Origin of the sequence: Pseudoalteromonas sp. P1-30 (assembly GCF_001400005.1) — a bacterium.
Taxonomy (GTDB): domain Bacteria; phylum Pseudomonadota; class Gammaproteobacteria; order Enterobacterales; family Alteromonadaceae; genus Pseudoalteromonas; species Pseudoalteromonas atlantica.
The window spans coordinates 716,272-740,715 of sequence record NZ_LKBC01000002.1; the positions used below are offsets into that span (position 1 = coordinate 716,272).

21 protein-coding genes are annotated in these 24,444 nt (G+C 42.3%); 8 read left to right on the forward strand and 13 right to left on the reverse strand.

Translation table 11 applies throughout. The features are described 5' to 3' along the window. Positions 1-4 precede the first annotated feature (4 nt). The 4 genes from AN395_RS06645 to pxpB all read right to left on the reverse strand — a co-directional run bounded on the left by AN395_RS06645 (position 5) and on the right by pxpB (position 4,533). Entirely contained in the window at positions 5-844 is an 840-nt protein-coding gene (locus AN395_RS06645) for a PhzF family phenazine biosynthesis protein (RefSeq protein ID WP_054982464.1), read from the reverse strand. Beyond that, positions 828-2,501 carry an asparagine synthase B gene (gene asnB, locus AN395_RS06650; protein ID WP_024034109.1) on the reverse strand — a complete coding sequence of 558 codons (1,674 nt, stop codon included), beginning with the start codon at positions 2,499-2,501 and terminating at the stop codon, positions 828-830. Before asnB ends, AN395_RS06645 begins: the two co-directional genes overlap by 17 nt. 438 nt (positions 2,502-2,939) lie before the next feature. Continuing rightward, positions 2,940-3,872 (reverse strand): biotin-dependent carboxyltransferase family protein, encoded by a 933-nt coding sequence (locus AN395_RS06655; protein WP_054982465.1) that lies wholly within the window; start codon positions 3,870-3,872, stop codon positions 2,940-2,942. Between the two features lies 1 nt (position 3,873). Continuing rightward, entirely contained in the window at positions 3,874-4,533 is a 660-nt protein-coding gene (gene pxpB / locus AN395_RS06660; protein ID WP_054982466.1) for a 5-oxoprolinase subunit PxpB, read from the reverse strand. A gap of 196 nt (positions 4,534-4,729) precedes the next feature. Here pxpB and msrA point away from each other — a divergent pair, with 196 nt between their 5' ends. Both msrA and AN395_RS06670 read left to right on the forward strand, forming a co-directional pair. Then, positions 4,730-6,019 (forward strand): peptide-methionine (S)-S-oxide reductase MsrA, encoded by a 1,290-nt coding sequence (gene msrA, locus AN395_RS06665; RefSeq protein WP_054982467.1) that lies wholly within the window; start codon positions 4,730-4,732, stop codon positions 6,017-6,019. Between the two features lie 115 nt (positions 6,020-6,134). Continuing rightward, positions 6,135-6,890 (forward strand): ABC transporter substrate-binding protein, encoded by a 756-nt coding sequence (locus tag AN395_RS06670; protein WP_054982468.1) that lies wholly within the window; start codon positions 6,135-6,137, stop codon positions 6,888-6,890. A gap of 719 nt (positions 6,891-7,609) precedes the next feature. Here the strand turns inward: AN395_RS06670 and AN395_RS06675 are convergent. The 9 genes from AN395_RS06675 to AN395_RS06715 form a co-directional block, all read right to left on the reverse strand. Beyond that, complete coding sequence (locus tag AN395_RS06675) at positions 7,610-8,491, reverse strand: LysR family transcriptional regulator (RefSeq protein ID WP_004587893.1); 882 nt, start codon at positions 8,489-8,491, stop codon at positions 7,610-7,612. Between the two features lie 315 nt (positions 8,492-8,806). After that, the gene (locus AN395_RS06680; protein ID WP_004587894.1) at positions 8,807-9,463 is read right to left on the reverse strand and encodes a 3-oxoacid CoA-transferase subunit B; all 657 of its coding nucleotides are present in this window, start codon (positions 9,461-9,463) and stop codon (positions 8,807-8,809) included. A gap of 15 nt (positions 9,464-9,478) precedes the next feature. After that, on the reverse strand, positions 9,479-10,177 hold the full coding sequence (locus tag AN395_RS06685; RefSeq protein WP_004587895.1) for a CoA transferase subunit A: 699 nt from the start codon (positions 10,175-10,177) through the stop codon (positions 9,479-9,481). 45 nt (positions 10,178-10,222) lie between these two features. Further along, a complete protein-coding gene (locus tag AN395_RS06690) occupies positions 10,223-11,125 on the reverse strand; it encodes a hydroxymethylglutaryl-CoA lyase (RefSeq protein ID WP_054982469.1) in 903 nt (300 codons plus the stop codon). A gap of 2 nt (positions 11,126-11,127) precedes the next feature. Then, the gene (locus AN395_RS06695) at positions 11,128-13,116 is read right to left on the reverse strand and encodes an acetyl/propionyl/methylcrotonyl-CoA carboxylase subunit alpha (RefSeq protein ID WP_054982470.1); all 1,989 of its coding nucleotides are present in this window, start codon (positions 13,114-13,116) and stop codon (positions 11,128-11,130) included. 8 nt (positions 13,117-13,124) lie between these two features. After that, complete coding sequence (locus AN395_RS06700) at positions 13,125-13,895, reverse strand: enoyl-CoA hydratase/isomerase family protein (protein WP_054982471.1); 771 nt, start codon at positions 13,893-13,895, stop codon at positions 13,125-13,127. A gap of 13 nt (positions 13,896-13,908) precedes the next feature. Further along, complete coding sequence (locus AN395_RS06705) at positions 13,909-15,516, reverse strand: carboxyl transferase domain-containing protein (protein WP_024034118.1); 1,608 nt, start codon at positions 15,514-15,516, stop codon at positions 13,909-13,911. Positions 15,517-15,526: 10 nt separating this feature from the next. Beyond that, complete coding sequence (locus AN395_RS06710) at positions 15,527-16,702, reverse strand: isovaleryl-CoA dehydrogenase (RefSeq protein WP_024034119.1); 1,176 nt, start codon at positions 16,700-16,702, stop codon at positions 15,527-15,529. 48 nt (positions 16,703-16,750) lie between these two features. Then, a complete protein-coding gene (locus AN395_RS06715; protein WP_004587901.1) occupies positions 16,751-17,185 on the reverse strand; it encodes a MerR family DNA-binding transcriptional regulator in 435 nt (144 codons plus the stop codon). Between the two features lie 330 nt (positions 17,186-17,515). Here AN395_RS06715 and AN395_RS06720 point away from each other — a divergent pair, with 330 nt between their 5' ends. From AN395_RS06720 to mmsB, 6 genes are all read left to right on the forward strand, one after another. Next, positions 17,516-18,697, forward strand: a complete 1,182-nt coding sequence (locus AN395_RS06720) for an acetyl-CoA C-acyltransferase (RefSeq protein WP_054982472.1) — start codon at positions 17,516-17,518, stop codon at positions 18,695-18,697. Between the two features lie 103 nt (positions 18,698-18,800). Continuing rightward, a complete protein-coding gene (locus tag AN395_RS06725; protein ID WP_054982473.1) occupies positions 18,801-20,291 on the forward strand; it encodes a CoA-acylating methylmalonate-semialdehyde dehydrogenase in 1,491 nt (496 codons plus the stop codon). A 138-nt stretch (positions 20,292-20,429) separates the two neighbouring features. Beyond that, on the forward strand, positions 20,430-21,587 hold the full coding sequence (locus tag AN395_RS06730) for an acyl-CoA dehydrogenase family protein (protein ID WP_054982474.1): 1,158 nt from the start codon (positions 20,430-20,432) through the stop codon (positions 21,585-21,587). A gap of 10 nt (positions 21,588-21,597) precedes the next feature. After that, positions 21,598-22,383 (forward strand): enoyl-CoA hydratase, encoded by a 786-nt coding sequence (locus AN395_RS06735; RefSeq protein ID WP_054982475.1) that lies wholly within the window; start codon positions 21,598-21,600, stop codon positions 22,381-22,383. Next, complete coding sequence (locus AN395_RS06740) at positions 22,383-23,534, forward strand: enoyl-CoA hydratase/isomerase family protein (RefSeq protein WP_054982476.1); 1,152 nt, start codon at positions 22,383-22,385, stop codon at positions 23,532-23,534. The genes AN395_RS06735 and AN395_RS06740 overlap by 1 nt, the downstream gene beginning before the upstream one ends. Positions 23,535-23,544: 10 nt before the next feature. Further along, positions 23,545-24,444, forward strand: a complete 900-nt coding sequence (gene mmsB, locus AN395_RS06745; RefSeq protein ID WP_004587907.1) for a 3-hydroxyisobutyrate dehydrogenase — start codon at positions 23,545-23,547, stop codon at positions 24,442-24,444.

A 24,444-nucleotide genomic window follows, 5' to 3' on the forward strand; every position in this document is an offset into this window, starting at 1 on the left:
TAGCTTAACTTACAACTGCCTGATTGCTGCTAAACGTATAGTTTAGCAGCGCGCCCTTTGGTGACTGCTGTAAAAGGGTTACTTTATTTAAACCATGCAGTCTAAAAATAAGTGGCGCAATAACCGACACGGCAGAGCCTGTAGCAGTATCTTCATTTACCCCAAATTGCGGCGCAAAATACCTAAAATACGCGCTTGCGCTGTTTTTATTAATACTATGTATTTGCAGTGCAATTACCGCATTGTTATGCACATTTACTAAATGTGTAAAATTAACCTCTAAATGCTTTAAATCAGCTATGTTTTTAAACAGTACAACGGTATAGCCATTTTTATAAGCTGTTGAGTAAATTGCTTTTATAGAGTGCGAAAACACATCACTAAGGCTGTTAAGCTCATTACTCTTTTTTAAATTAATAACCGCTAGCTGAAGTTGAACCCGGCCTGTAGCTAGCTTGATTTTAAACCGTTCTTTATCGTTTGAAATAAAGTGTGAAGGGCAAAAACCAAAGTGTGCTAATAAACATTTTGCAGCAGCAAGGGTGCCATGGCCGCAGCGCTTAATTTCTGATGTTTGGTTAAACCAGCGAATGTTACATACCCGGTGAGAAATTTCATTTTCATTTATAAAAACGCTAGCTGGGTGCTGCGAATTTGATGCAATTTTTTGCATTACGCGCGTACTTAACCCTTGCGTATAAATAACAATTAACGCACTTGAACCGGCTAAGTTATGCTGTGAACTAGAAAATACAGGAACTGAATAAAGGTGCTTTATATATCGCAACCTAGGCTGTTGTAGCCAACGTTGCGATAAAAGGGTGCGTTTAGCCTTTGCTTGCATACGCGTCGTTGTGAACGCCAGCAGCACGGCCTGAAGGATCAGCATTATTTTGAAATGATGCATCCCATGCAAGTGCTTCAGGGGTTGAACACGCAACCGACTTACCATGTGGTACACATTTAGCTGATGCATCACCCGGGAAGTGTGATTCAAAAATAGAGCGATAGTAATACGCTTCTTTAGAATCAGGCGTGTTAATAGGGTATTTAAACTTAGCGTTAGCAAGCTCTTGGTCGCTTACTTGCTCGTTTACAAACTCTTTTAACGTGTCTATCCAGCTGTAGCCAACACCGTCTGAGAATTGCTCTTTTTGACGCCACAGTACTTCTTCAGGCAGGTAGCCATCGAAGCCTTCGCGTAAAATGTGCTTTTCAATTTTGCCATCTTTACACATTTTTGCTTCAGGGTTGATACGCATAGCCACATCAACAAACTCTTTATCAAGAAACGGTACGCGTGCTTCTACGCCCCATGCAGCCATTGACTTATTGGCACGTAAACAGTCAAACATATGCAGCTTTGACACTTTACGGTTTAGCTCTTCATGAAATTCTTGTGCGTTTGGCGCTTTATGGAAGTATAAATAGCCACCAAATAGTTCATCAGCGCCTTCGCCCGATAATACCATTTTAATACCCATAGCTTTAATTTGGCGCGCCATTAAATACATTGGCGTTGAGGCACGGATGGTGGTTACATCGTACGTTTCAATGTGGTAAATGACCTCACGAAGCGCATCAATACCTTCTTGAATGGTAAAGTGAATAGGGTGATGTACTGTGCCAATCATATCCGCTACTTTTTGCGCAGCGGCTAAATCAGGTGAACCCTCAAGCCCAACAGAAAATGAATGTAGTTTAGGCCACCATGCGTCGCTTTCATCGTTATCTTCAATACGTTTAGCAGCAAAACGTTGCGTAATAGCCGAAATAACCGACGAGTCTAAACCGCCCGATAGCAATACACCATACGGTACATCACACATTAGCTGGCGTTTTACAGCGCTTTCTAGCGCTTCTTTTACGTCTTGCGCTTGTGCACTGTTATCTTTAACTGCATCAAAGGTTTCCCAATCGCGCTTATAATAAGGCGTTAGTTCACCATTTTTGCTGTATAGGTAGTGCCCAGGTGGAAACTCTTCAATGTGCTTACAAATTGGTGAAAGCGCTTTAAGCTCTGAGGCAACATAAAAATTACCATGCTCATCGTGACCAGTATAAAGCGGAATAATACCAATGTGATCGCGGCCAATTAAGTACGCATCGTTTTCTTCATCGTATAAACAAAATGCAAAAATACCATTTAAGTCATCTAAAAACTCAGGCCCTTTTTGTTTGTATAACGCTAAAATAACTTCACAGTCTGATTGAGTCTGAAATTCAAAATCAACCTCTAACTCTGCTGCCAGCTCTTTGTGGTTATAAATTTCGCCGTTAACCGCTAAAATATTTGTTTTTTCAGGGTTATATAATGGTTGTGCGCCGCTTGATACACCAACAATGGCTAAGCGTTCATGCACTAAAATCGCTTTTTCAGATGAATACACACCAGACCAATCTGGGCCACGGTGCCTTAGTAGTTTTGACATTTCAATTGCTTGGGTACGCAACTGAGTGGCGTTAGATTTAATATCTAATACACCAAAAATTGAACACATAGTAACTCCTCATTCCTATTATGTGTGCAGCAGGGCAACTTTGCTGTGCTGCGAAACCTTGTTTTATCAGAAATAATTACTCAAGTCACACTGCTTTTACAATTAATTAAGAATAATTTATGCACCAACTGAAAAGTGCGCGCACCAAAGTAGTGCGCCACGCACAAGTGCGGCTATATTTACAACACCTTTGGTGTTTAAAGTGGCGTTAATATGGCATTTAGTGCAGTGTTTGCAAAAACGCACACTGCACAAATGCACCAAGTGTGTGCGAAAATTAAAGCAGAGCTTAAATTGCCTTATTATAATTTTTTGCGTTAGCGTGTTTTAATTTTATGCACTTAATTAACCAAACTATGCATACTTATTGCAAGTTAAGTAGAGCGCCGCTTGTACTTTTATTAGCTCCTTGTAATAGGTTTATTTCTCAGCTTAAAGTTAACTGTATTTAAGCGCTAAGCTTAGCTGATGTAAGTGACCTTTAAGCTTTTGTTTTGCTAATCTAGCTTGCTCATGGGTTACTTGCTTAAATTCAATTGAGTCACCGGGTCTAAATTGCGCAAACTGATGTAAATCAGCCTCTATTACCGTGCCAAGTAATGGGTAGCCACCGGTTGTTTGGGCGTCGTTAAGTAATACAATAGGCTCACCACTGGGCGGTAATTGAATAGAGCCCGGGCCTGTACCAAGAGAGGCAAGTGAGTGACTATGAGTTAGGGGGCTTTCGTTTGTTAGCCTAAGGCCCATTCTGTTGCTGTTATGGCTTACTTTAAACGCCGTTGAAAAAAACTGTTTAAGTAGCGTATCACCTAATAGTTGCGCATGTGGGCTTGCATATACCCTAATCACCTTTAGTTTAGGCGGAGTAATAGCGCCGCGCTGTATAAAGCGCGTTATTGGCACGGGCGATGTTTTAATAGGAATAATGTCGCCCTCGCTAAGTGCTTTACCTGCTAAACCACCAAAGAGCGCGTTTAAATCGGTTGATTTTGAGCCCATGATATCTTTAACATCAATGCCACCTTGTACGGCTACATAGGCACGCAAACCAGCGCGGCCTGTATCAAAGCTTAAAGTTTGTTTGGCTCTTACTTGGTAACTCCAGCCAGGGTACAAGGGCGTTTCATCAAGCGCAGCATTTAAATCAGCACCTTGTAGGGCAATAACAGTATCGGTTTCAAACTGTAACTCGCACAGGCCTAACGTAACTTCAAGCACAGCTTCATTATCTTTGTTACCCACTAATTTATTAGCAATTATTTGTGCGTAAGGGTCTAAACAACCCGCTTGGCTTACACCTAAATGACGATAACCGCAGCGCCCGCCATCTTGAATTGTAAGTTGTACGCCGGGTTTAAGAACTTTTATCACTTTATGCTCCTTGCACTGTGTTTATTGAAACGAACGATAGCGTGTCGCCGGGTTTAAATAAGCAAGGATCTGGGTGTGTGCTATCAAAAAGGGGCGTGTTTGTGTGGCCAATGATATGCCAACCGCCAGGTGTTTCTGCTGGGTAAATGGCAGTTTGCTCTGCGCCTAAAGCAACGGCACCTTTAGGTACTTTAGTACGCGGCGTGTCTCTGCGTGGGATATGCAAGCGTGAATCTAATCCATGTAGATAAGCAAACCCGGGCTGAAACCCTAAAAATAAAACGTGGTAAGTGGGTTGGCTATGTATTTGAATAATTTGCTGGGGTGTTAAATTAGTTTGTTTGGCAACTAAATCTAAATCTTCTCCATCATAAGTAGTGTGTATTTTATGGTGAGTGCCTTTAAATGTTGTTGCTTGTACTTTGTCCCATAAATCAGGCAAGGCGTTTTGCCATTTTTTTAAATTACTTGCCGATTTTAAATAAAGCGTTAAAGAGTTCATGCCTGGGACTAAATCAATAAATTCGTTACTTTGCTTTAGCTGCTTAGTGAGTGCCCAAATTTTTTTTTGAGTGTCTAACACATTGTTTTGTTTATGCTGTGTGGCATCTAATAGCAAACTGTTATTTGTTAAAGTAAATACCTGTAAAAATGCAGTCATAATTTAATCTTTTTATACAACGTGCAGCAAAGCTAACATAGTTTTGTCAATTTATTCAGTACCTAGCCATAAGAAAAATAAACGAAAAAGAAATGCAGACTCAAACTGTATTCAAATTTAGCACGTATTTATTTACTGAAATTAAAACAAGGGATGTTGGGTCTTAATTAAAACACGTAGGTATTAAGAGGTATTTATGACATTTTCTCGCTCAGTTTATTTATTAGGCGCCGCTATTACATTTAGCGCCGGCTGTTTTGCTTTATCAACCGAAAAAATAGAGCACAGCAACGTAGAGGCCACAATGCATATAAAAACCATTGTGTTAGGCTCTGGCTGTTTTTGGGGAGCCGAAAAGCGCTACGAAGCACTAGAAGGGGTTATTGATGCAGAGTCAGGCTATGCAGACGGGCACGGCTTTAAAGCAACCTATAAAAATATCACCGACAAATCTCGCCGGTTTGACGAAAACAACTACGCTGAAGTAGTGCAAGTGATGTACAACAGCAATATCATTTCTTCTAAAGCGCTATTACAAAATTACTTTGAAAGCCATGATCCTACACAATCGAATCGCCAAGGTAATGATATTGGCACGCAGTATCGATCAATTATTCTTACTACCACTAAAGAGCAAGCGCAGCTTGCAGAGCAAGTTAAAGCCGAGTATCAGCCGTTATTAAGTGAAGCCGGTTATGGGGCAATTAAAACAGTAATAAAACCGCTTGAGGGGTTTGTATCTGCTGAGGAGTACCATCAAAATTATTTACAAAAGAACCCAAATGGCTATTGCCCAGATCACGCCACGGGTGTGGTATTTAATAAAACTAAAAAAGCAGATGTAGACAATAGTGTTTTACTCACGGGCAAGCAGATTGTGGTACTTGATTCGCGCGAATACTGCCCTTACTGTGAAAAATTTAAAAAAACAGTCGCTAACAATTACAAAGGTTCAATCCCACTGACATTTCGTCACGCCGATGAGCTTAATGGCCTAACTATAAAATCGGCAACTTGGGCAACCCCCACCATTTTGTTTTTAGAAAATGGAAAAGAGGTGTACGCGCGTCAAGGCTATGCAAGCCCCGCTGAATTTTACAAAGCGCTTGGCGCCTTTAAGCTAGGCGATAGTGATGCCTACGAAGTCGCATTTAATGAGCGCACCGACAGACCTTACTGTAAAGAGTATAAAGAATTTAAAAACACTCCCGATGGCGTATTTGTTGATAAATTAAGTGGTGAGCCATTATTTGATACTCGCGATAGATTTAATTCGGGCACGGGGTGGCTGTCGTTTAAACATCCGGTTAAAAATAGTGTTACTAAGCATAAAGATACCAGCTGGGGGATGACTCGAATTGAGCTTAAATCAAAAAGCACTGGTATACATTTAGGGCATTTATTTAAAGGTGAGGGGCCAAGAGGCACAGATAGATACTGTATTAATGCTACTGTGTTAGAGTTTATACCTCGTGACAAAAGCTAATTTATAAGAGCGATTAATTCGCTCTTTTATATTTAATAAATCTAAACTTTAATTAACTGTGATTATGATATATAAATTAATAATCCAAACGATATAAACGGCATTTACTATCAAATTGATTAACACGTTAGCACTTGTATCAGGGCTTATAACTATAAGCCCTGTATTAGCACAGCCAACCGAAAAATATGTAATAGGGGTAGAGAATATAGAATACCTGCCTTATTACGATGGCAGTGGCACTAATAAGCGTGATTATTTTGGTTTTAGTAAAGAGTTACTGGAACTATTTGCAAAACAACAAAATATTAAATTTGAATTTTACACTTTGCCTATTCCGCGCCTTTATAAAGAATTTATAGAGCATCACCATGTTGACTTTAAATACCCCGACAACCCTAATTGGCAAGTAAGTTATAAAAATCAGCATCAACAAGATATTAATTATTCTGTGCCTTCATTAGTTACACATACAGGGATAGCGAGCTTAAAGGACAATATTAATCTTGAAGATTGTAAATCACTTGCAAAAGTGCGTGGCTTTACATTGCAAGGGCTTGAAAAGTTAACCTCAATGCCAGGCTTGCAAGTACTCGAAAATGATAACGTTATAGAGATGATTTATTTGCTGCATAAAGAGCGAGTTGATTGTATATATATTTCACACGATGTACTTAAATACAATATAGAAGAATTTTTTGATACTCCCGTCCCTGTGTTTTTTCAGCATCAGTTGCCTGTTGATCAGCAAGCATTTATGTTATCGAGCATTAAACACCCACAGCTCGTTAAAAAGTTTAATGTATTTTTAAAAGACAATGAAAATGCCATTGAAGAGCTTAAACAAAAACATAACTTTATAGTTGAATAATACTAAATTTAAGCGAATTGGTATAAAACGGTGGGGCAGGTAATTGTGTTTATAAAACAAAAACGGCCCATATAAGGTCACCACCTCACATGAACCGCTTTTCACACTGACAACATCTTACACACACAATATAAGATTTGGTTTGCTACAAAGTAGCTAATTTAGTTATTGCTGCGTGCTGCTGGTGGAATAAAAAACAGTCCAAACCAAGTCACCACCTGACTTGAACTGCCTTTTCACACTGACAACATCTTACACACACAATATAAGATTCTTTTCTTACCTTGTTAGAGCTATCACATCTAAAAAGGTTGCATTTATTTGGTGCAAAACAGTAAATAATGTCTAATTAGTAAAAACGTTTAGCTGTTTGCTTGCGATGGGTTAACTTTAAAATAATCGTAAAAGTCAGACAAACGATAAAAATAAAACCAATAAGTGAAAAAAATTAAGCTATAGACTTTAGTCTAACGTGTTGTATTATTTTATTGATTTTAAATGATAAATTTATATAGGTTAGTTTGTAGGGAAAAAACGAATGATTAAATAAAAATATTTAATTAATAATAAATCACTAAACGGTGTTGTTAAGCTTCAGGAAAGTAAAAAAGAAGGAGCTTTACAGTTTACTGTGTGCAGCTTTAGCACTTGCTACGTGCTGCACACATTAAAATTGCCGTTATTAAACCAAAATGTAAATTGCATTTACTAAGGCAACACTAACCTTGAATGTTGCTAAATGTAGATACAACCCATTTAGCAAATAAATCTAGCGCCGGATTTGGGGAATTAGCTTCATGCTGTACTAAATAGTATTTATCTTTGGTTGTAAGAGGCTGTTGAAATAATTTATAAAGCCATTTTTCATCAAACCAGCTTTGGCTAATAGGCAGCGGTATAAGTGAAATGCCAATGCCCTGTTGCGCTGCACGAGCGACCCCAAACATACTATCAATTTGTATAATTTGCGTAGGCGAAAAGTCATCTATACCCGCTTTTTCAGCCCATTGGTGCCATGCCCACGGCCTTGCTTTGTGAAGGATTAATGGTACTTGGTTTAATGCTTGGCAGTGATCATCTTTCCACTGTTTTAACAGTTTTTCGTTACACGCCGGTATATATTCAAGATTAAATAGCTCTGTAGTAAGGCCCTCAGTGGGTTTACTTGAGGATAAAACAATCGATAAATCACTGTGACGGGTTAGCTCTTTACGGGTTTTGAGCGTATCCATTTGTAAATTTATATTAGGGTGCTCAGATGTCCACTCACTTAATTTAGGCATAAGTAGTTCACTGGCAAAAAATTCAGGCAGCGTAATAGTTATATTAGTATTTTGCTGCAATTGACTGAACTCATTGATGGTGTTTTCAAGCGTATAGATAATAGGCGAAATGGCATCAAAAAAGTTTTTACCCGCAGCCGTTAAACTAATGGATCGGGTTTGGCGTTGAAAGAGTTCAATGCCTAGTTGTTCTTCAAGTTGTTTTATCTGATGGCTTACCGCAGAGGGCGTTAAGTACAGCTCTTTAGCTGCATGTTTAAAACTTAAGCTTTTTGCTGCAAAGCAAAAAGAGCGGAGGCCTCGAATAGGAGTTTGCATGTTTTCCAGAATTGTTTAATTAATTTAAGACGCCTTTAATAGGCAATAATCGAACCAATAATTTAATATAATAATATCAATAGTTTAATTTTAAATATAGCACTAGTTCACAAAAAAGGTGCAGACAATCCACAAATTAGTGCAAATAATCTAAGCGCTTACATTAAAAGCTATTTGTATTATAGATAATATTTACTACAACTGTATTAAAACTGAAAAAAAGTTTATGGCAGGCAAAAAAAATCCCTCTTGCGAGGGATTTTGGGTAACTCAGCGCCATTGGCACTGGGAATGAGGTCGGTACATGGTAAAGCGTTAAAAAACCATTTCTGGTACTTCACCGTCAACAAGTAATTTACCTGCTGTTTTACTAATGATTTCATCAACCGATACGCCCGGAGCGCGCTCGAGTAAATGAAATGCGCCGTCTTTAACTTCAAGTACGGCCAAATCTGTTACTATTTTTTTAACGCAATTAACGCCCGTTAGCGGTAATGTGCAAGACTCTAATAATTTAGAATCACCATGCTTACTGGCATGGGTCATAGTAACAATAATATTCTTTGCCCCAGCGACTAAATCCATTGCGCCCCCCATGCCTTTTATCAGCTTTTTGGGGATCATCCACGAGGCAATGTTGCCGCTTTGGTCTACTTCAAATGCACCCAGAACGGTTAAGTCTACATGACCACCCCGTATCATGGCAAAACTATCTGCACTATTAAATATGGCTGCACCTGTGGCAGCTGTCACGGTTTCTTTACCCGCGTTTATCATATCTGCGTCTAGCTCGGCTTTTGTTGGGTAGGGACCCATACCTAAAAGCCCATTTTCTGACTGTAACATAACTTCAATACCATCAGGTACATAGTTTGCGACGAGTGTCGGAATTCCTATGCCCAAATTAACGTAAAAGCCGTCTTGTAGTTCCTGTGCAACGCGCATTGCAACTTGTTCACGTGATAATGCCATAACCTATGCTCCTGCTTAATCTCGTGTTGTTACACGTTCAATGCGTTTTTCAAAGTCGCCTTTAATAACGCGATTTACAAAAATGCCTGGGGTATGAATTTGGCTTGGCTCAAGTTCACCGGGCTCTACTATTTCTTCTACTTCGGCAACGGTAATTTTACCTGCTGTTGCGGCCATTGGATTAAAGTTCATGGCAGTGTGCCTAAATACTAAATTACCGTATCGGTCGGCTTTCCACGCTTTTACAATGGCAAACTCACCGGTGATCGACTCTTCTAAAATATATGGGCGTCCGTCAAATTCTTTTACATCTTTTCCCTCTGCAACGGGCGTACCGTAACCTGTAGCGGTATAAAATGCAGGAATACCTGCACCGCCCGCACGCATTTTTTCAGCCAAGGTACCTTGCGGGGTAAGCTCTACATCTATTTCACCGCTTAGTAATTGCTGCTCAAATAGGGCGTTTTCACCCACGTATGAGGCAATTACTTTTTTAATTTGTTTATCTTTAAGTAAAATTCCTAATCCAAAGTCATCTACACCACAGTTGTTAGAAACCACGGTTAGCTCTTTGGTGTTCATTGCCTTAATTTGTTTAATTAAGCCCTCAGGAATACCGCATAAGCCAAAGCCGCCAGCAATAACGGTATCGCCGTCTTTTAACCCTGCCATTGCAGCTTCGTAACTAGAAACCACTTTATCAAAACCGGCCATGAGACTCTCCTCATTTTATTAACTGCCATTTGGCAAGTTAAGCTATTATTTTTGTGTGTTGCCTAATGCAATTGAAACTTTGCTTACAGGCGTTTTGCCAAGTGCTTGTGTAATTTTCCAACCAGCGCTACTTAACCTTTGTAAATCAATTCCATGTTCAATGCCAAGCCCATTGAGTAAGTAAACCACATCTTCGGTGGCAACATTTCCTGACGCCCCTTTGGCATAAGGGCAGCCGCCAAGGCCTGCAACAGCGGCATCAACCGTTGCTATACCTAAGCTTAACGCTGCGTAAATATTTGTGAGCGCTTGCCCGTACGTATCATGAAAATGCACCGCCAGTTTTGATTTATCAATATGCTCAAGCAAAAGTGTTAAAAGCTGGGTAACTTTATTTGCAGTGCCAACACCTATGGTATCGCCAAGGCTTATTTCGTAGCAGCCTAAATCTAAAAGCTTTTGCGAAACGCTAAGTACTTTATGCGGGTCTATTTCTCCCTCATAAGGGCAACCGAGTACACAACTTACATAACCGCGTACACGTATGTTATTGGCTTTTGCAAATGCCATAACGTCGCTAAAACGCTCAATACTCTCATCAATACTGCAATTTATATTTTTTTGGCAGAACGATTCGCTTGCCGCGGTAAATATGGCAAATTCTTTTATGCCAACGGCATGAGCTGCTTGGGCGCCTTTTATGTTGGGTGTAAGCGCACTTAAATTTACATGGGGTAAATTAAGCGCTGTTATCACCTCGGCTGAATCGGCCATTTGTGGCACCCATTTAGGCGATACAAAAGCACCGGCTTCAATATATTTTAAGCCCGCGTCACTGAGTGCATTTATTAATGAAATTTTATCAGCTGCAGTGACTGATTTTTCGTTTTGTAGGCCATCTCGCGCGCCTACTTCAACAATTTTTACTTCAGTTGGGAAAGCAGCCATCACTATGCCTCCTGCGCCGTGGTGTCTTCTACAATTGCTAATAAAGCGCCGTGCGAAACTAACTCGCCTTCATCAAAACAGTAGCTTTGTAAAATACCATCGTGCGGGGCGTTGAGCGTGTATTCCATTTTCATGGCTTCAATAATCACTACAGCATCGCCTTTGGTAATGGTGCTGCCTACATCAACTAAATGCTTAACCACAGTGCCATTAAGTGGTGCCGCAAGGGGCAGGGCGTCACTTTCATGGCTGCTAATGTAATGTTTAGTGTTTAAAGCAAGCTTAATTTGCAGCGCAGCAAACATCACGCTAATACTGTTATCAACGTGGCAAACATGGGCGGTAAATTTTTCCCCATTAATAAACACATTACATACGTTTTGGTTTACAAAGCCTGCTATATCGAACGACTTATCATTATGCGTTACAACATAACCCGTTTTAGTTTTAACGGCGCTTATAGCTAAGTCTGTAAATGGTACATCCACTTTTTGTGGTGCGTTAAGCGTAAAACCACTGAGTTGCTGCCAGGGGCTTGCGCTTTTGTGAGTTGCCTTTTTAGCACTAAGCGATTCAAGGTAGGCAAAGGCTGCAATTAGTTGTGCTTTTTCAAGCGCGGCGCTATCAACACTTACCAATGCATCGCCTTGCTCGGCAATAAAGTGGGTGCTTGGCGCACCTCGAGCAAATGTAGGGTGGCTTGCTAAGTTGTGTAAAAAGCCAATATTAGTGCTAAAACCCGCTAAGTGGAATTGCTCAAGTGCTTGGCGTAAACGCGATAATGCTTGCTCTCGGTTATCATCATGTACTATAAGCTTTGCAATCATCGGGTCGTAAAACGGGCTTATTTCATCGCCTTGTGCAATACCGGTATCAATACGTACAAACTCACTGTTAAGCGGTGTGCTTAACGCTTCTATTGTGCCCGAGCAGGGAATAAAGTCATTACTTGGATCTTCTGCGTAAATACGCGCTTCAAAGCTGTGGCCTTGGAGTTGTATATCTGATTGCGTTAACGGCAGTGTTTGCCCAGCGGCAATATTAATTTGCCAATTAACTAAATCTACGCCGGTTACCATTTCGGTCACAGGGTGCTCTACTTGTAGGCGCGTGTTCATTTCCATGAAAAAGAACTCATCGCCACACAGTAAAAACTCAACCGTACCTGCACCTCTGTAGTTTATTGCAAGGGCACAGCGTACTGCGGCTTCACCCATTTCTTTACGTAGTTCGTCAGACAAACCTGGCGCTGGGGCTTCTTCAATTACTTTTTGATGACGGCGCTGTAATGAGCAATCACGATCACCTAAATAAACACAATTACCGTGGTTATCAGCAAAAACTTGTACTTCAACATGGCGAGGCTGGTTAACATAGCGCTCAAGCAGCACTAAGTCGTTACCAAAGCCCGCAATTGCTTCACGCTGTGCGCCCTCAAGTGCACTTATAAAATCGTTGGCTTGCTCAACAATGCGCATGCCTTTACCGCCACCACCAAAGGCCGCTTTAATGAGCACGGGGTAACCAATTTTTTCAGCCTCAGATTGTAAAAAAGCAGGGTCTTGGTTATCACCGTAATACCCTGGCACTAATGGTACATTTGCCGCGGCCATAATTTCTTTGGCGCGGGTTTTAGAGCCCATGGCTTCTATGCTGCTTGCAAGTGGGCCAATAAACGCAATGTTGTTAGCTTCACAGGCGTTAGCAAATTCGCTGTTTTCAGATAAAAAACCGTACCCAGGGTGTATACAGTCGGCACCGCTTGTTTTTGCAACCTGTAAAATTTTATCTGTTACAAGGTATGAGTCTTTACTTGGTGCAGGGCCAATGTGGTAGGCCTCATCAGCCATTTTTACATGTTGTGCATGTTTGTCGGCGTCAGAGTAAACTGCCACCGTTGTTAGGCCCATTTGCTTTGCACTTCGCATTATACGGCATGCAATTTCACCACGGTTGGCAATGAGTATCTTTTTTAATGTGTTTGTGTTCATAATTAGTCCTACAGTTGCCAAGCGGGAGGGCGTTTATCAAAAAAGGCGCTTAGTCCTTCTTGGCCTTCGTCCGATACCCGAATATTTGCAATACGTTCGGCCGTGAGTTCAATAAGAACATCATTAATAGGCTTATTTGCTACATCGTTAATTAATGATTTAGCGGCTTTTACAGCTACTGGGCCGTTATCGATTAATGTTTGCAGCATGTTATCAAGGGCGCAGTCTAAATTACCTGTCACCTGATGAACCAAACCAAGTTGTTTTGCTGTGTGGGCATCAAACACCTCGGCAGTTAAAAAGTAGCGGCGCGCGGCACGCTCACCAATGGCTTTAATTACATACGGGCTAATTACCGCAGGAATAAGCCCTAGTTTTACTTCACTTAAACAAAACTGCGCATCGTCTTTACTTAAGGCAATATCGCAACATGCAATTAAGCCTAATGCCCCACCAAATGCAGCACCTTGTACAGCACATATGGTTGGGTGAGGAGAGGCGGCTAGTACCTGCATTAATTTAGCGAGCTGCATAGAGTCGGCCAAGTTATCGGCGTAGTTGTTATCAGCCATTGATTTCATCCAGGCTAAATCGGCACCGGCAGAAAAGTGCTTGCCTTCAGTTTTTAAAACCAAAGCGCGAATATCGAGCGTATTTGCATGCTCTATGCACTGAATTAGCTCGTGTATCACTTCACTATTAAATGCGTTACGTTTTTCAACTCGGCTTAAAACAAGTACAGCCACATTAGATTTTGTTATTTGTAGTGTTACTGACATTTTTGCGCTCCGGTTACATTCTAAATACGCCAAACTTAGAGTCTTGCTGTGGTGCATTTTTAGCTGCACTTAAGGCAAGGCCTAATACGTTACGGGTATCGGCAGGGTCAATAATGCCGTCGTCCCACAAGCGGGCGCTTGCGTAATACGGATGGCCTTGCTCTTCGTACTGATCAATTATTGGCTTTTTAAAATCGCTAACTTCTTGCTCGCTCATGCTATGGCCTTTACGTGCTAAGCCATCTTGCTTAACTTGAGCCATTACACCGGCGGCTTGCTCGCCACCCATTACCGAAATACGGGCATTGGGCCACATCCACATCATGGTAGGTTCAAATGCGCGGCCACACATACCGTAGTTACCAGCGCCATAAGAGCCACCAATTAGTACCGTAAATTTTGGCACATCGGCACACGAAACCGCCATTACCATTTTAGCGCCGTGCTTTGCTATGCCTTCAGCTTCGTATTTTTTACCCACCATAAAGCCGGTAATATTTTGTAAAAACACTAAAGGAATATTGCGCTGTGCACATAGTTGAATAAAGTGCGCCCCTTTTTGCGCCGACTCACTAAATAAAATGCCGTTATTAGCCACTATGCCTACAGGGTTACCGTAAATACTGGCAAAACCTGTTACCAGCGTTTCACCAAAGTAGCGTTTAAATTCATCAAACGACGAATCATCCACCGTACGGGCAATAACTTCACGCACATCAAACGGCTTTTTAAGGTCGGTGCCTACAATGCCGTAAAGCTCGTTTATATCGTAACGTGGTGGTTTTACATCCTCTAAAAGAGGGGCTGTAGGGCGCGTGTAATTAATACGCTCAATACATTGGCGCGCAATAGACAGCGCATGCTCGTCATTTTCTGCAAAGTGGTCAGCCACCCCCGATGTTTTACAATGCACATCGGCGCCGCCTAATTCTTCAGCGCTGACTACTTCACCAGTCGCTGCTTTTACAAGTGGCGGGCCGGCTAAAAATATAGTGCCTTGCTCTTTTACAATTATGCTTTCATCGGCCATTGCGGGTACGTATGCGCCGCCTGCGGTACATAACCCCATTACCACGGCAATTTGAGGAATGCCTTTACCCGACATACGGGCTTGGTTATAAAAAATACGGCCAAAATGTAATTTATCAGGGAATACATCGTCTTGCTCAGGCAGGTTAGCACCGCCCGAATCAACCAAATAAATACACGGTAAGTGGCAACGCTCGGCTATATCTTGTGCGCGTAAATGCTTTTTAACGGTAAGCGGAAAGTACGTACCGCCTTTTACCGTGGCATCATTTGCAATGATCATGCATTCAATACCTTTAACACGGCCAATACCAGCAACTACACCCGCACAGGCAATTTCTTGTTCGTACACACCAAAGGCTGCAAATTGCGAAATTTCTAAAAACGGTGAGCCTTCATCTAATAAAGTGCTAATACGGTCGCGTACAAATAATTTACCTCGGCCTTCGTGGCGCTCTTTTAACGCAGCGCCGCCGCCTAAGCTAATGGTGGCTACTTTACTATGTAAATCATCAACCAAAGCTGCCATGTTTTTGTGATTTTGCACAAAAGTAGGATCGTGAGGATTAACGCTCGATTTTAATATCGTCATAATTTAATCCTTAACGGCTTTCGGTAAAGAGTTCGCGGCCAATAAGCATGCGGCGTATTTCTGATGTACCAGCACCAATTTCGTATAGTTTGGCATCACGCAGTAAGCGCCCTGTGGCGTATTCGTTTATGTAGCCGTTACCCCCTAAAATTTGAATGGCATCAAGCGCCATTTTAGTGGCAAGCTCAGCTGCATATAAAATGGCGCCGGCGGCATCTTTACGGGTGGTTTCGCCGCGGTCACACGCTTTTGCAACGGTATAAACGTATGAGCGCGCTGCGTTCATTTGTGTATACATGTCGGCTACTTTGCCTTGAATTAACTGAAATTGGCCAATAGGGGTGTCGAACTGTTTACGTTCATGAATGTACGGTACAACAATATCCATACAGGCTTGCATTATGCCAAGGGGGCCTGCAGCAAGTACTACACGTTCGTAATCTAGGCCGCTCATTAGTACCTTAACGCCTTCGTTTAGGTTACCTAAAATGTTTTCTTCGGGTACTTCGCAGTTTTCAAACACCAGTTCACACGTGTTTGAGCCACGCATACCAAGCTTGTCTAGCTTTTGCGCGGTAGAAAAACCAGGGAAGTCTTTTTCAACAATAAATGCGGTAATGCCTTTAGCGCCGGCTTCTAAATCTGTTTTTGCATAAATAACAAATGTGTGTGCATCGGGGCCGTTGGTGATCCACATTTTATTGCCATTTAAAATGTACTTATCGCCTTTTTTTTCAGCTTTAAGTTTCATTGATACCACGTCAGAGCCTGCATTTGGTTCGCTCATGGCAAGGGCACCAATGTGTTCGCCGCTAATAAGCTTTGGTAAGTATTTTTCTTTTTGTGCTTGGTTACCGTTACGGTTAATTTGATTTACACACAAGTTTGAATGCGCACCATAGCTTAATCCAATTGATGCACTCGCACGGCTAATTTCTTCCATGGCTATTACATGCTCTAAGTAACCTAAGCCTGCACCGCCAAAATCTTCAGATACGGTCATGCCTAGTACACCCATTTCGCCCATTTGCGGCCAAAGCTGATTAGGAAACGCGTTGTCCATATCGGTTTGTTCAGCCAGTGGCGCAATTTCTTGGCTTGCAAAGCTATTTACGTGGTCGCGGATCATATCGGCGGTTTCGCCAAGGCCAAAGTTCATCTCTTTATAAAGTGAAATAGTGCTCATGATTCATTCCTGTGTGTGTTGTCAGTGTGTTTTTATTATTAAAATAGGCTACTCGTCTATTTTATTAAGTGTGTCTCTGCAGCGGCGCTCCGCTGTCACTAATTCCATAAGCACAACTTTTATGTCGTCCATTTGCTGAGAAAGGTCGGCTTTTTTCTCTGCTATTAAATCGAGCATAGTCACCAGCTGTTTAGCGCTTGATTTATCAGCGTCGTACAGTTCAAACAAACGGCCTGTTTCAGCCAATGTAAAGCCTAAGCGTTTGCCTCGCAGTATTAGTTTTAAGCGAACTTTGTCGCGTTTTGAATAAATACGGGTTTGGCCATTGCGCTCAGGGCTTACTAAACCTTGGTCTTCGTAAAAACGAATAGAGCGGGTGGTAATATCAAACTCTTTAGCTAAATCGCTAATACTAAAGGTTTGATCGTTACTGCTTGGCGCTTTTGCAGAACTTGCAAAGTTTGTTTGGTTATCTGGTTTCATAGTTGTGTTTACCTCATTCGAATAACTCCAATATAAGTGAAGTTTACGTAAAGGTAAAGCTTGGTGTGGTATGAAACTATTTATAAAGGAGTGTTGATGTGAAATGTTAAATTATATCATTAATATTCAATAGTTTATTTTTATTGATTGTTCACTTCGCCGTTACTGGAAAATAATGCTTACACTTTTAAAACTAAAAATTAAACGCTTTTTAGTTGACGTTAGCGTAAACGTTAGTATTGTGTAAGGGTGTTAAACAATAAATGAATACTAAATTAATAGAGCAAATATTCTAACAACTATTTGCATATAAATACAACGGAGTTAATTATGACTTTAGAATCAGTGGTAATTGTAGCAGCAAAGCGTACGCCAATGGGCGGGTTTATGGGCGCATTGACCGATGCACAATCTACCGAGCTAGGCGCAACCGCCATTGCAAGTGCGCTTGCACAAACTGGTTTAGCAAATGATGCAATAGATGAAGTAATTATGGGCTGTGTATTGCCAGCGGGCCTTGGCCAAGCGCCAGCACGCCAAGCAATGTTAAAAGCAGGCCTTGCTCTGGGCACGGGTGCTACCACCATTAATAAAGTATGTGGCTCTGGTTTAAAAGCCGCCATGCTAGGACACGACTTAATTAAAGCGGGCTCAATTAGCAGCGCAATTGCTGGCGGCATGGAAAGCATGAGTAATGCACCGTATTTTATACCTAAAGCACGTGGCGGTATGCGTATGGGCCACGGCGAAATTAAAGATCATATGATGAGCGATGGCCTAGAAGATGCTTACGATAACAAAGCAATGGGCTGTTTTGCACAAGATACTGCCGATGAGTACGGCATTGGCCGTGAGCAAATGGATGAGTTTGCACTTAGCTCGTTAAGTAAAGCCAATGCGGCAATCGAAAACGGCAGCTTTGAAAACGAAATTGCGCCGCACACCATAAAAACCCGCAAGGGCGATGTAACCGTATCGGTTGATGAGCAACCCGGTAATGCCCGCCCAGAAAAAATACCAAGCCTGCGTGCTGCCTTTAAAAAAGACGGCACCATCACTGCGGCTAATTCATCGTCAATTTCTGATGGTGGCGCAGCGCTTATATTAATGAGCGAATCAAAAGCAAAAGAGCAAGGCTTAACACTGCTTTGTAAAATTGTAGCGCACAGCACGCACTCTCAAAAACCAAGCGAATTTACAGTAGCACCTGTGGGCGCTATGATCAGCGTGCTTGAAAAAGCAGGCTGGACAACCGCTGATGTTGACCTGTGGGAAATTAACGAAGCCTTTGCCATGGTTACCATGCTTGCTATTAACGAATTAAAACTTGATGAAAGCAAAGTAAACGTAAACGGTGGGGCGTGTGCACTTGGCCACCCAATTGGTGCCAGCGGCGCGAGAATTTTAGTCACGCTTATTCACGCGCTTAAAAACCGTGGCCTTAAAAAAGGAATTGCGTCTTTATGTATTGGCGGCGGCGAAGCTGTAGCCATGGCTGTAGAGGCTTACTAACAAAACAGTTAATTAACTAACAGCAACTAAAATGCACCGTACTCATACTAATAACAAAACGGTGCCATTTTTTAAAAGAACACACTAACAACAGGATTTACCCATGCACCAAGTTCCACTACTTATAAATGGCGAATTTGTTCAGTCGGCTTCAAACGAGCTTATTGATGTAATTAACCCAGCAAACCAAGAAGTACTTGCGCAAGTTCCATGCACTACCGACTCAGAAATGGATGCAGCGATTGCCTCGGCCTCAGAAACATTTAAAACATGGAAAGATGTGCCCATTACCGAGCGTGCCCGCATTATGATGAAATACGCGGCGCTGTTAAAAGAGCACCACGATGAGCTTGCAACCATTATTTGCCACGAACTAGGTAAAACGTTTGAAGATGCAAAAGGCGATGTATGGCGCGGTATTGAAGTAGTAGAACAAGCAGCTAACGCACCATCACTAATGATGGGCGAAACAATGGAAAACGTTGCCCGTAAAATCGATACCTATTCTTACATGCAGCCCCTTGGCGTATGTGCAGGCATTACGCCGTTTAACTTTCCGGCGATGATCCCACTTTGGATGTTTCCGCTAGCTATTGTATGTGGTAACACCTTTATTTTAAAACCCTCTGAGCAAGACCCACTCACACCAATGCGTTTAGCTGAGCTATTTATTGAAGCCGGCGCACCAAAAGGCGTATTACAAGTGGTTCATGGTACAAAACCGCAAGTAGACCGCTTATTAGAAGACAAAGCCGTACGTGCAATTTCGTTTGTGGGCTCGTGTGGTGTAGGTGCATACATTTATTCTAAAGGCACACAAAACCTTAAGCGCGTACAAGCGTGTGTGGGTGCTAAAAATCACATGGTTATTATGCCAGATGCGAGTAAATCGCACGTGGTAAATAACCTAGTTGGCGCATCGGTTGGCGCAGCAGGCCAGCGTTGTATGGGTATTTCGGTGGCTGTGTTTGTAGGGCAAGCAAGTGAGTGGGTAGATGAAATAAAAGCTGGCTTTGAAAACGTACGCCCAGGCGTGTGGGATGACAAAAACGCAGCCTACGGCCCACAAACATCAAAAGCAGCAAAAGAGCGTATTTTATCGCTTATAGCAAGCGGTAAGGAGCAAGGCGCCACCTGTTTAATTGATGGTTCAAACTACACAGTAGAGGGCTTTGATCAAGGTAACTGGGTTGGCCCAACACTATTTACCGATGTGACAAAAGACATGGACTTATACAAAGAAGAAATCTTTGGCCCTGTGCTTGCCTGTATGTTTGTAGATACGCTTGATGAGGCAATTGCTCTTATTAACGAAAGCCCGTACGGCAACGGTACCTCGTTATTTACCTCAAGTGGTGCTGCGGCTCGTAAATTTCAACACGAAATTGAAGTAGGGCAAGTGGGTATTAATGTGCCTATTCCGGTGCCGCTGCCGTTTTTCTCGTTTACGGGTTGGAAAGGCTCGTTTTACGGCGATACGCACACCTATGGTAAGCAAGGTATACGTTTTTACACAGAAACTAAAACCATTACTTCACGTTGGTTTGAAGATGACATCGCTTCAGGTCCAAACATGAGCATTAATTTAAAATAAACACACTCAAAAATAATAAAGAAGGGCGCAAAGGCTAAATCTGCTGACAAGCAACTAGAACACACACATCAGCCTTTGCCGCTCTTCACTCATTTACCCTAATGGGACACACTAACAACACAATTAAAGAGGTCTACCATGGACTTTAACTTATCAGAAGATCAACAAGCCTTTGCAGAAACTGCACGCCAATTTGCAGAATCAGAACTTGCTCCACATGCAGCAAAGTGGGACCGCGAGCATATTTTTCCTAAAGATACAATTAAAGCGGCGGGCGAGCTTGGCTTTTGCGGTTTATACACGCCAGAGGAAGCCGGCGGCCTTGGTTTATCACGCTTAGATTCAAGCATTATATTTGAGCAGCTTGCGATGGGCTGTACAGCTACAACGGCCATGCTAACTATTCATAATATGGCCACCTGGATGGTAGCAAGTTTTGGTACAGATGCAGTTAAAGATGCATACGTAGAGCAACTAGTAATGGGCGAGCTACTTGCCTCTTATTGTTTAACAGAGCCAGGGGCGGGCTCAGATGCAGCATCACTAAAAACAAAAGCTGTGCTTGAAGGTGATGAGTACGTTATTAACGGCTCAAAAATGTTTATATCGGGTGCGGGCGAAACCGAAGTGCTAGTGGTAATGGCACGTACCGGTGGCGAAGGCGCTGCGGGTATTTCGGCATTTGTAGTCCCTGGTGACGCACAAGGCGTTGAGTACGGTAAAGCAGAAGAAAAAATGGGTTGGAACGCACAACCAACACGCTTAATTAGTTTTGAAGATGTACGTATTCCGGCGCATAACTTATTAGGTAAAGAGGGTGAAGGCTTTAAATTTGCCATGCAAGGCTTAGATGGCGGGCGTATTAATATTGCCACATGCTCAATTGGTACTGCACAAGCTGCGCTAAACACGGCAAAAGAATACTTAAAAGAGCGCACTCAATTTGGTAAGCCCTTAGCTGCGTTTCAGGCTTTGCAATTTAAAATTGCAGATATGAATACCGAACTTGTAGCTGCGCGCCAAATGGTAAGGCTGGCGGCATTTAAACTTGATACCGGCGATAGTGAAAAAACTACTTATTGCGCCATGGCTAAACGTTTTGCCACCGATGTTGGCTTTAACGTGTGTAACGAGGCACTGCAAGTACATGGTGGTTACGGTTACATAAAAGAATACCCGCTTGAGCGCCATGTACGTGATGTGCGCGTTCATCAAATTTTAGAAGGTACTAACGAAATAATGCGCGTAATTATAGCGCGCCGTATTTTAGCCGAGTCTGCAAGCGACGTTTTATAAGGAGCAAGTTATGTCACAATCTAACCCGAGTATTGAACTGACTACCGAAGGCCATGTTGCTATTTTAACTATGTCTAACCCACCAGCTAATACCTGGACAAAAGACACCTTAATTGATTTAAAAAACAAAGTTAACGAGCTTAATAACAACAAAAACATTTATGCTTTAGTGCTTACTGGCGAAGGCGAAAAGTTTTTTAGCGCCGGTGCCGATTTAAACGTATTTGCCAGTGGCGATAAAGGCGTTGCCGCTGATATGTCACGTGTATTTGGTGAAGCCTTTGAAGCACTGACTAATTTTACAGGGGTGTCGGTTGCGGCCATTAACGGTTATGCCATGGGCGGCGGGTTAGAAGTAGCGCTTGCGTGTGATATTCGTATAGCAGAAGAGCAAGCACAAATAGCACTGCCAGAGGCAAAAGTGGGCTTGTTACCGTGCGCGGGTGGCACGCAAAATTTAGCATGGCTTGTCGGCGAAGGCTGGGCAAAACGAATGATTTTATGTGGCGAGCGCTTAAAAGCCGATAAAGCCCTGCAAATTGGCTTAGTAGAGGAAGTAGTCCCACAAGGCGAAAGCTTTGCAGCGGCGTTAAAACTTGCCAATCAAGTAAGCGAGCAAAGCCCAAGCTCGGTTTCTGCGTGTAAAACATTAATTCAAAAAGGCCGCCATCAACCTATGGCGAGTGTATTACCACTTGAGCGTGAATTGTTTGTTGGCTTGTTTGATACACAAGATCAACAAGAGGGCGTTAATGCCTTTTTAGAGAAACGCCGCGCAAATTGGGTAAATGGCTAATGAGTAATTTAACGTTATTAAATAATGCCGATGACCCCGTGCTATTTGAAACGGCAAGTGCAGCAAACGGCAGCTTAATTGGGGTTATTACACTCAACGTACCTAAAGCATTAAACGCCCTTAATTTTGACATGATCAAATTACTCGAGCCGCAATTGCGGGCTTGGCAAAGCGATGATGCAATTGCAATGGTATTGTTAAAAGGCGCAGGGGATAAAGCATTTTGCGCCGGTGGCGATGTAGTGAGTCTTCATCATGCAATGGCGCAAGGTAAACCAACAAGCTTAGTGGAAGACTTTTTTACCCTAGAGTACCAGCTTGACTACCTTATTCATTGCTACGAAAAACCACTTTTAGTATGGGGGCACGGCATAGTAATGGGGGGCGGTTTAGGCCTAATGGCCGGTGCTAGCCACCGCGTAGTAACCGAAACATCGCGCATTGCTATGCCAGAGCAAACCATAGGCTTATACCCAGATGTAGGCGGTAGTTACTTTTTACATAAAATGCCACAAAGCGTCGGGCTATTTTTAGGGCTAACATCGGCCTCTATTAATTGTGAAGATGCACGCTTTGTATCGCTTGCCGATCACTTTATCGACAGCACTAAATATGATGCCATGCTAGCGCAAATTTTAGCGGCTAAGTGGGGCAAAACCGCAAGTTTAAATCATGAGCGTTTGACTAAATTATTAACCGATTTAGATAACCAATCTGCGCGTATGCCCAAAGGCAATATTAAAGCTAACTTAGCAACCATTCAAAAATTAGCTGAACTTAATACGCTACAAGAACAAGTTGATTATATTTTAGGCCTAGCTACAGACGATAAATGGCTGCAACGCGCCCAAAAGTCACTTAAGCATGGTTGCCCACTAAGTTGCGCGCTAGTAAGTGAGCAGCTAAAAGCCAGTAAAGGCAAAAGCTTACTAGCGTGCTTTAAAATGGAGCTGGGTATGTCGGTACGCGCTGGCGAAGTAGGTGAATTTCAAGAAGGCGTAAGAGCACTATTAATAGATAAAGACGGCGCGCCTAATTGGCAATACAAAACACTGAGTGAAGTACCACAAGCCATAATAGAGAGCTTTTTTGCTAACCGTTTTGGCGAAAATCACCCACTCAATGGCTTAGACACCCCAACACACACATAAAGGAAAGACGATGACTAAACTCAATATTGGTTTTATCGGCTTAGGTAATATGGGCGGCCCAATGGCGGCTAACTTAATTAAAGCCGGCCATAATGTTACAGCATTTGATTTAAACCAGTCGGTCTTAAATGAACTTGCAAGTAAAGGCGCACACGCAGCTGATAATGCAAATGCATGTGCAACCAATGCCGATATACTTATTAGTATGTTACCTGCGGGCAAACATGTTAAATCACTTTATTTAGGCAATAACGACGATAGCGGCTTAATTAATGTGCTTAGCAACAACACCTTAGTGATAGATTGCTCAACAATAGATGCAGAGTCGGCCCGTGTGGTTGGCAGCGCACTTGGCGAGCAGGGTATTAGCTTTGTAGATGCACCGGTATCGGGCGGTGTTGCTGGAGCAACCGCAGGCACGCTTACGTTTATTGTTGGTGGTAGTAAAGCCGCGTTTAATACCGCACAACCTGTACTTAATGATATGGGTAAAAACATATTTCATGCAGGCGATATTGGCGCAGGACAAGTTGCAAAAATATGTAACAACATGCTTCTCAGTATTTTAATGGCAGGTACGAGCGAAGCCCTGCAAATGGGTATTAATAATGGGCTAGATGCAAAAGTACTTAGCGACATTATGACTGCAAGCTCTGGCCGTAACTGGACCCTTGAACTTTACAACCCATGCCCAGGCGTAATGGATACAGCCCCTGCAAGTAACGATTACAAACCGGGCTTTATGGTCGATTTAATGGCTAAAGATTTAGGACTTGCCATGGAAGCCGCGCAGCAAAGTAATTCTTCAACCCCAATGGGTTCAATGGCTAAAAATTTATACACTATGCTACAGCACCAAGGTGCTGGCAGTGATGATTTTAGCGCCATTTTTAAACTGTTTTCTAAGTAG

Bases quoted from the DNA above. Each gene is read 5' to 3' on its own strand.
- pxpB (WP_054982466.1), bottom strand. From the start codon at position 4,533: ATGACTGCATTTTTACAGGTATTTACTTTAACAAATAACAGTTTGCTA.
- msrA (WP_054982467.1), top strand. From the start codon at position 4,730: ATGACATTTTCTCGCTCAGTTTATTTATTAGGCGCCGCTATTACATTT.
- AN395_RS06735 (WP_054982475.1), top strand. From the start codon at position 21,598: ATGTCACAATCTAACCCGAGTATTGAACTGACTACCGAAGGCCATGTT.
- AN395_RS06705 (WP_024034118.1), bottom strand. From the start codon at position 15,516: ATGACGATATTAAAATCGAGCGTTAATCCTCACGATCCTACTTTTGTG.
- mmsB (WP_004587907.1), top strand. From the start codon at position 23,545: ATGACTAAACTCAATATTGGTTTTATCGGCTTAGGTAATATGGGCGGC.
- asnB (WP_024034109.1), bottom strand. From the start codon at position 2,501: ATGTGTTCAATTTTTGGTGTATTAGATATTAAATCTAACGCCACTCAG.
- AN395_RS06740 (WP_054982476.1), top strand. From the start codon at position 22,383: ATGAGTAATTTAACGTTATTAAATAATGCCGATGACCCCGTGCTATTT.
- AN395_RS06690 (WP_054982469.1), bottom strand. From the start codon at position 11,125: ATGGCTGCTTTCCCAACTGAAGTAAAAATTGTTGAAGTAGGCGCGCGA.
- AN395_RS06710 (WP_024034119.1), bottom strand. From the start codon at position 16,702: ATGAGCACTATTTCACTTTATAAAGAGATGAACTTTGGCCTTGGCGAA.
- AN395_RS06695 (WP_054982470.1), bottom strand. From the start codon at position 13,116: ATGAACACAAACACATTAAAAAAGATACTCATTGCCAACCGTGGTGAA.
- AN395_RS06675 (WP_004587893.1), bottom strand. From the start codon at position 8,491: ATGCAAACTCCTATTCGAGGCCTCCGCTCTTTTTGCTTTGCAGCAAAA.
- AN395_RS06715 (WP_004587901.1), bottom strand. From the start codon at position 17,185: ATGAAACCAGATAACCAAACAAACTTTGCAAGTTCTGCAAAAGCGCCA.
- AN395_RS06680 (WP_004587894.1), bottom strand. From the start codon at position 9,463: ATGGCATTATCACGTGAACAAGTTGCAATGCGCGTTGCACAGGAACTA.
- AN395_RS06645 (WP_054982464.1), bottom strand. From the start codon at position 844: ATGCAAGCAAAGGCTAAACGCACCCTTTTATCGCAACGTTGGCTACAA.
- AN395_RS06700 (WP_054982471.1), bottom strand. From the start codon at position 13,895: ATGTCAGTAACACTACAAATAACAAAATCTAATGTGGCTGTACTTGTT.
- AN395_RS06725 (WP_054982473.1), top strand. From the start codon at position 18,801: ATGCACCAAGTTCCACTACTTATAAATGGCGAATTTGTTCAGTCGGCT.
- AN395_RS06685 (WP_004587895.1), bottom strand. From the start codon at position 10,177: ATGGCCGGTTTTGATAAAGTGGTTTCTAGTTACGAAGCTGCAATGGCA.
- AN395_RS06730 (WP_054982474.1), top strand. From the start codon at position 20,430: ATGGACTTTAACTTATCAGAAGATCAACAAGCCTTTGCAGAAACTGCA.
- AN395_RS06720 (WP_054982472.1), top strand. From the start codon at position 17,516: ATGACTTTAGAATCAGTGGTAATTGTAGCAGCAAAGCGTACGCCAATG.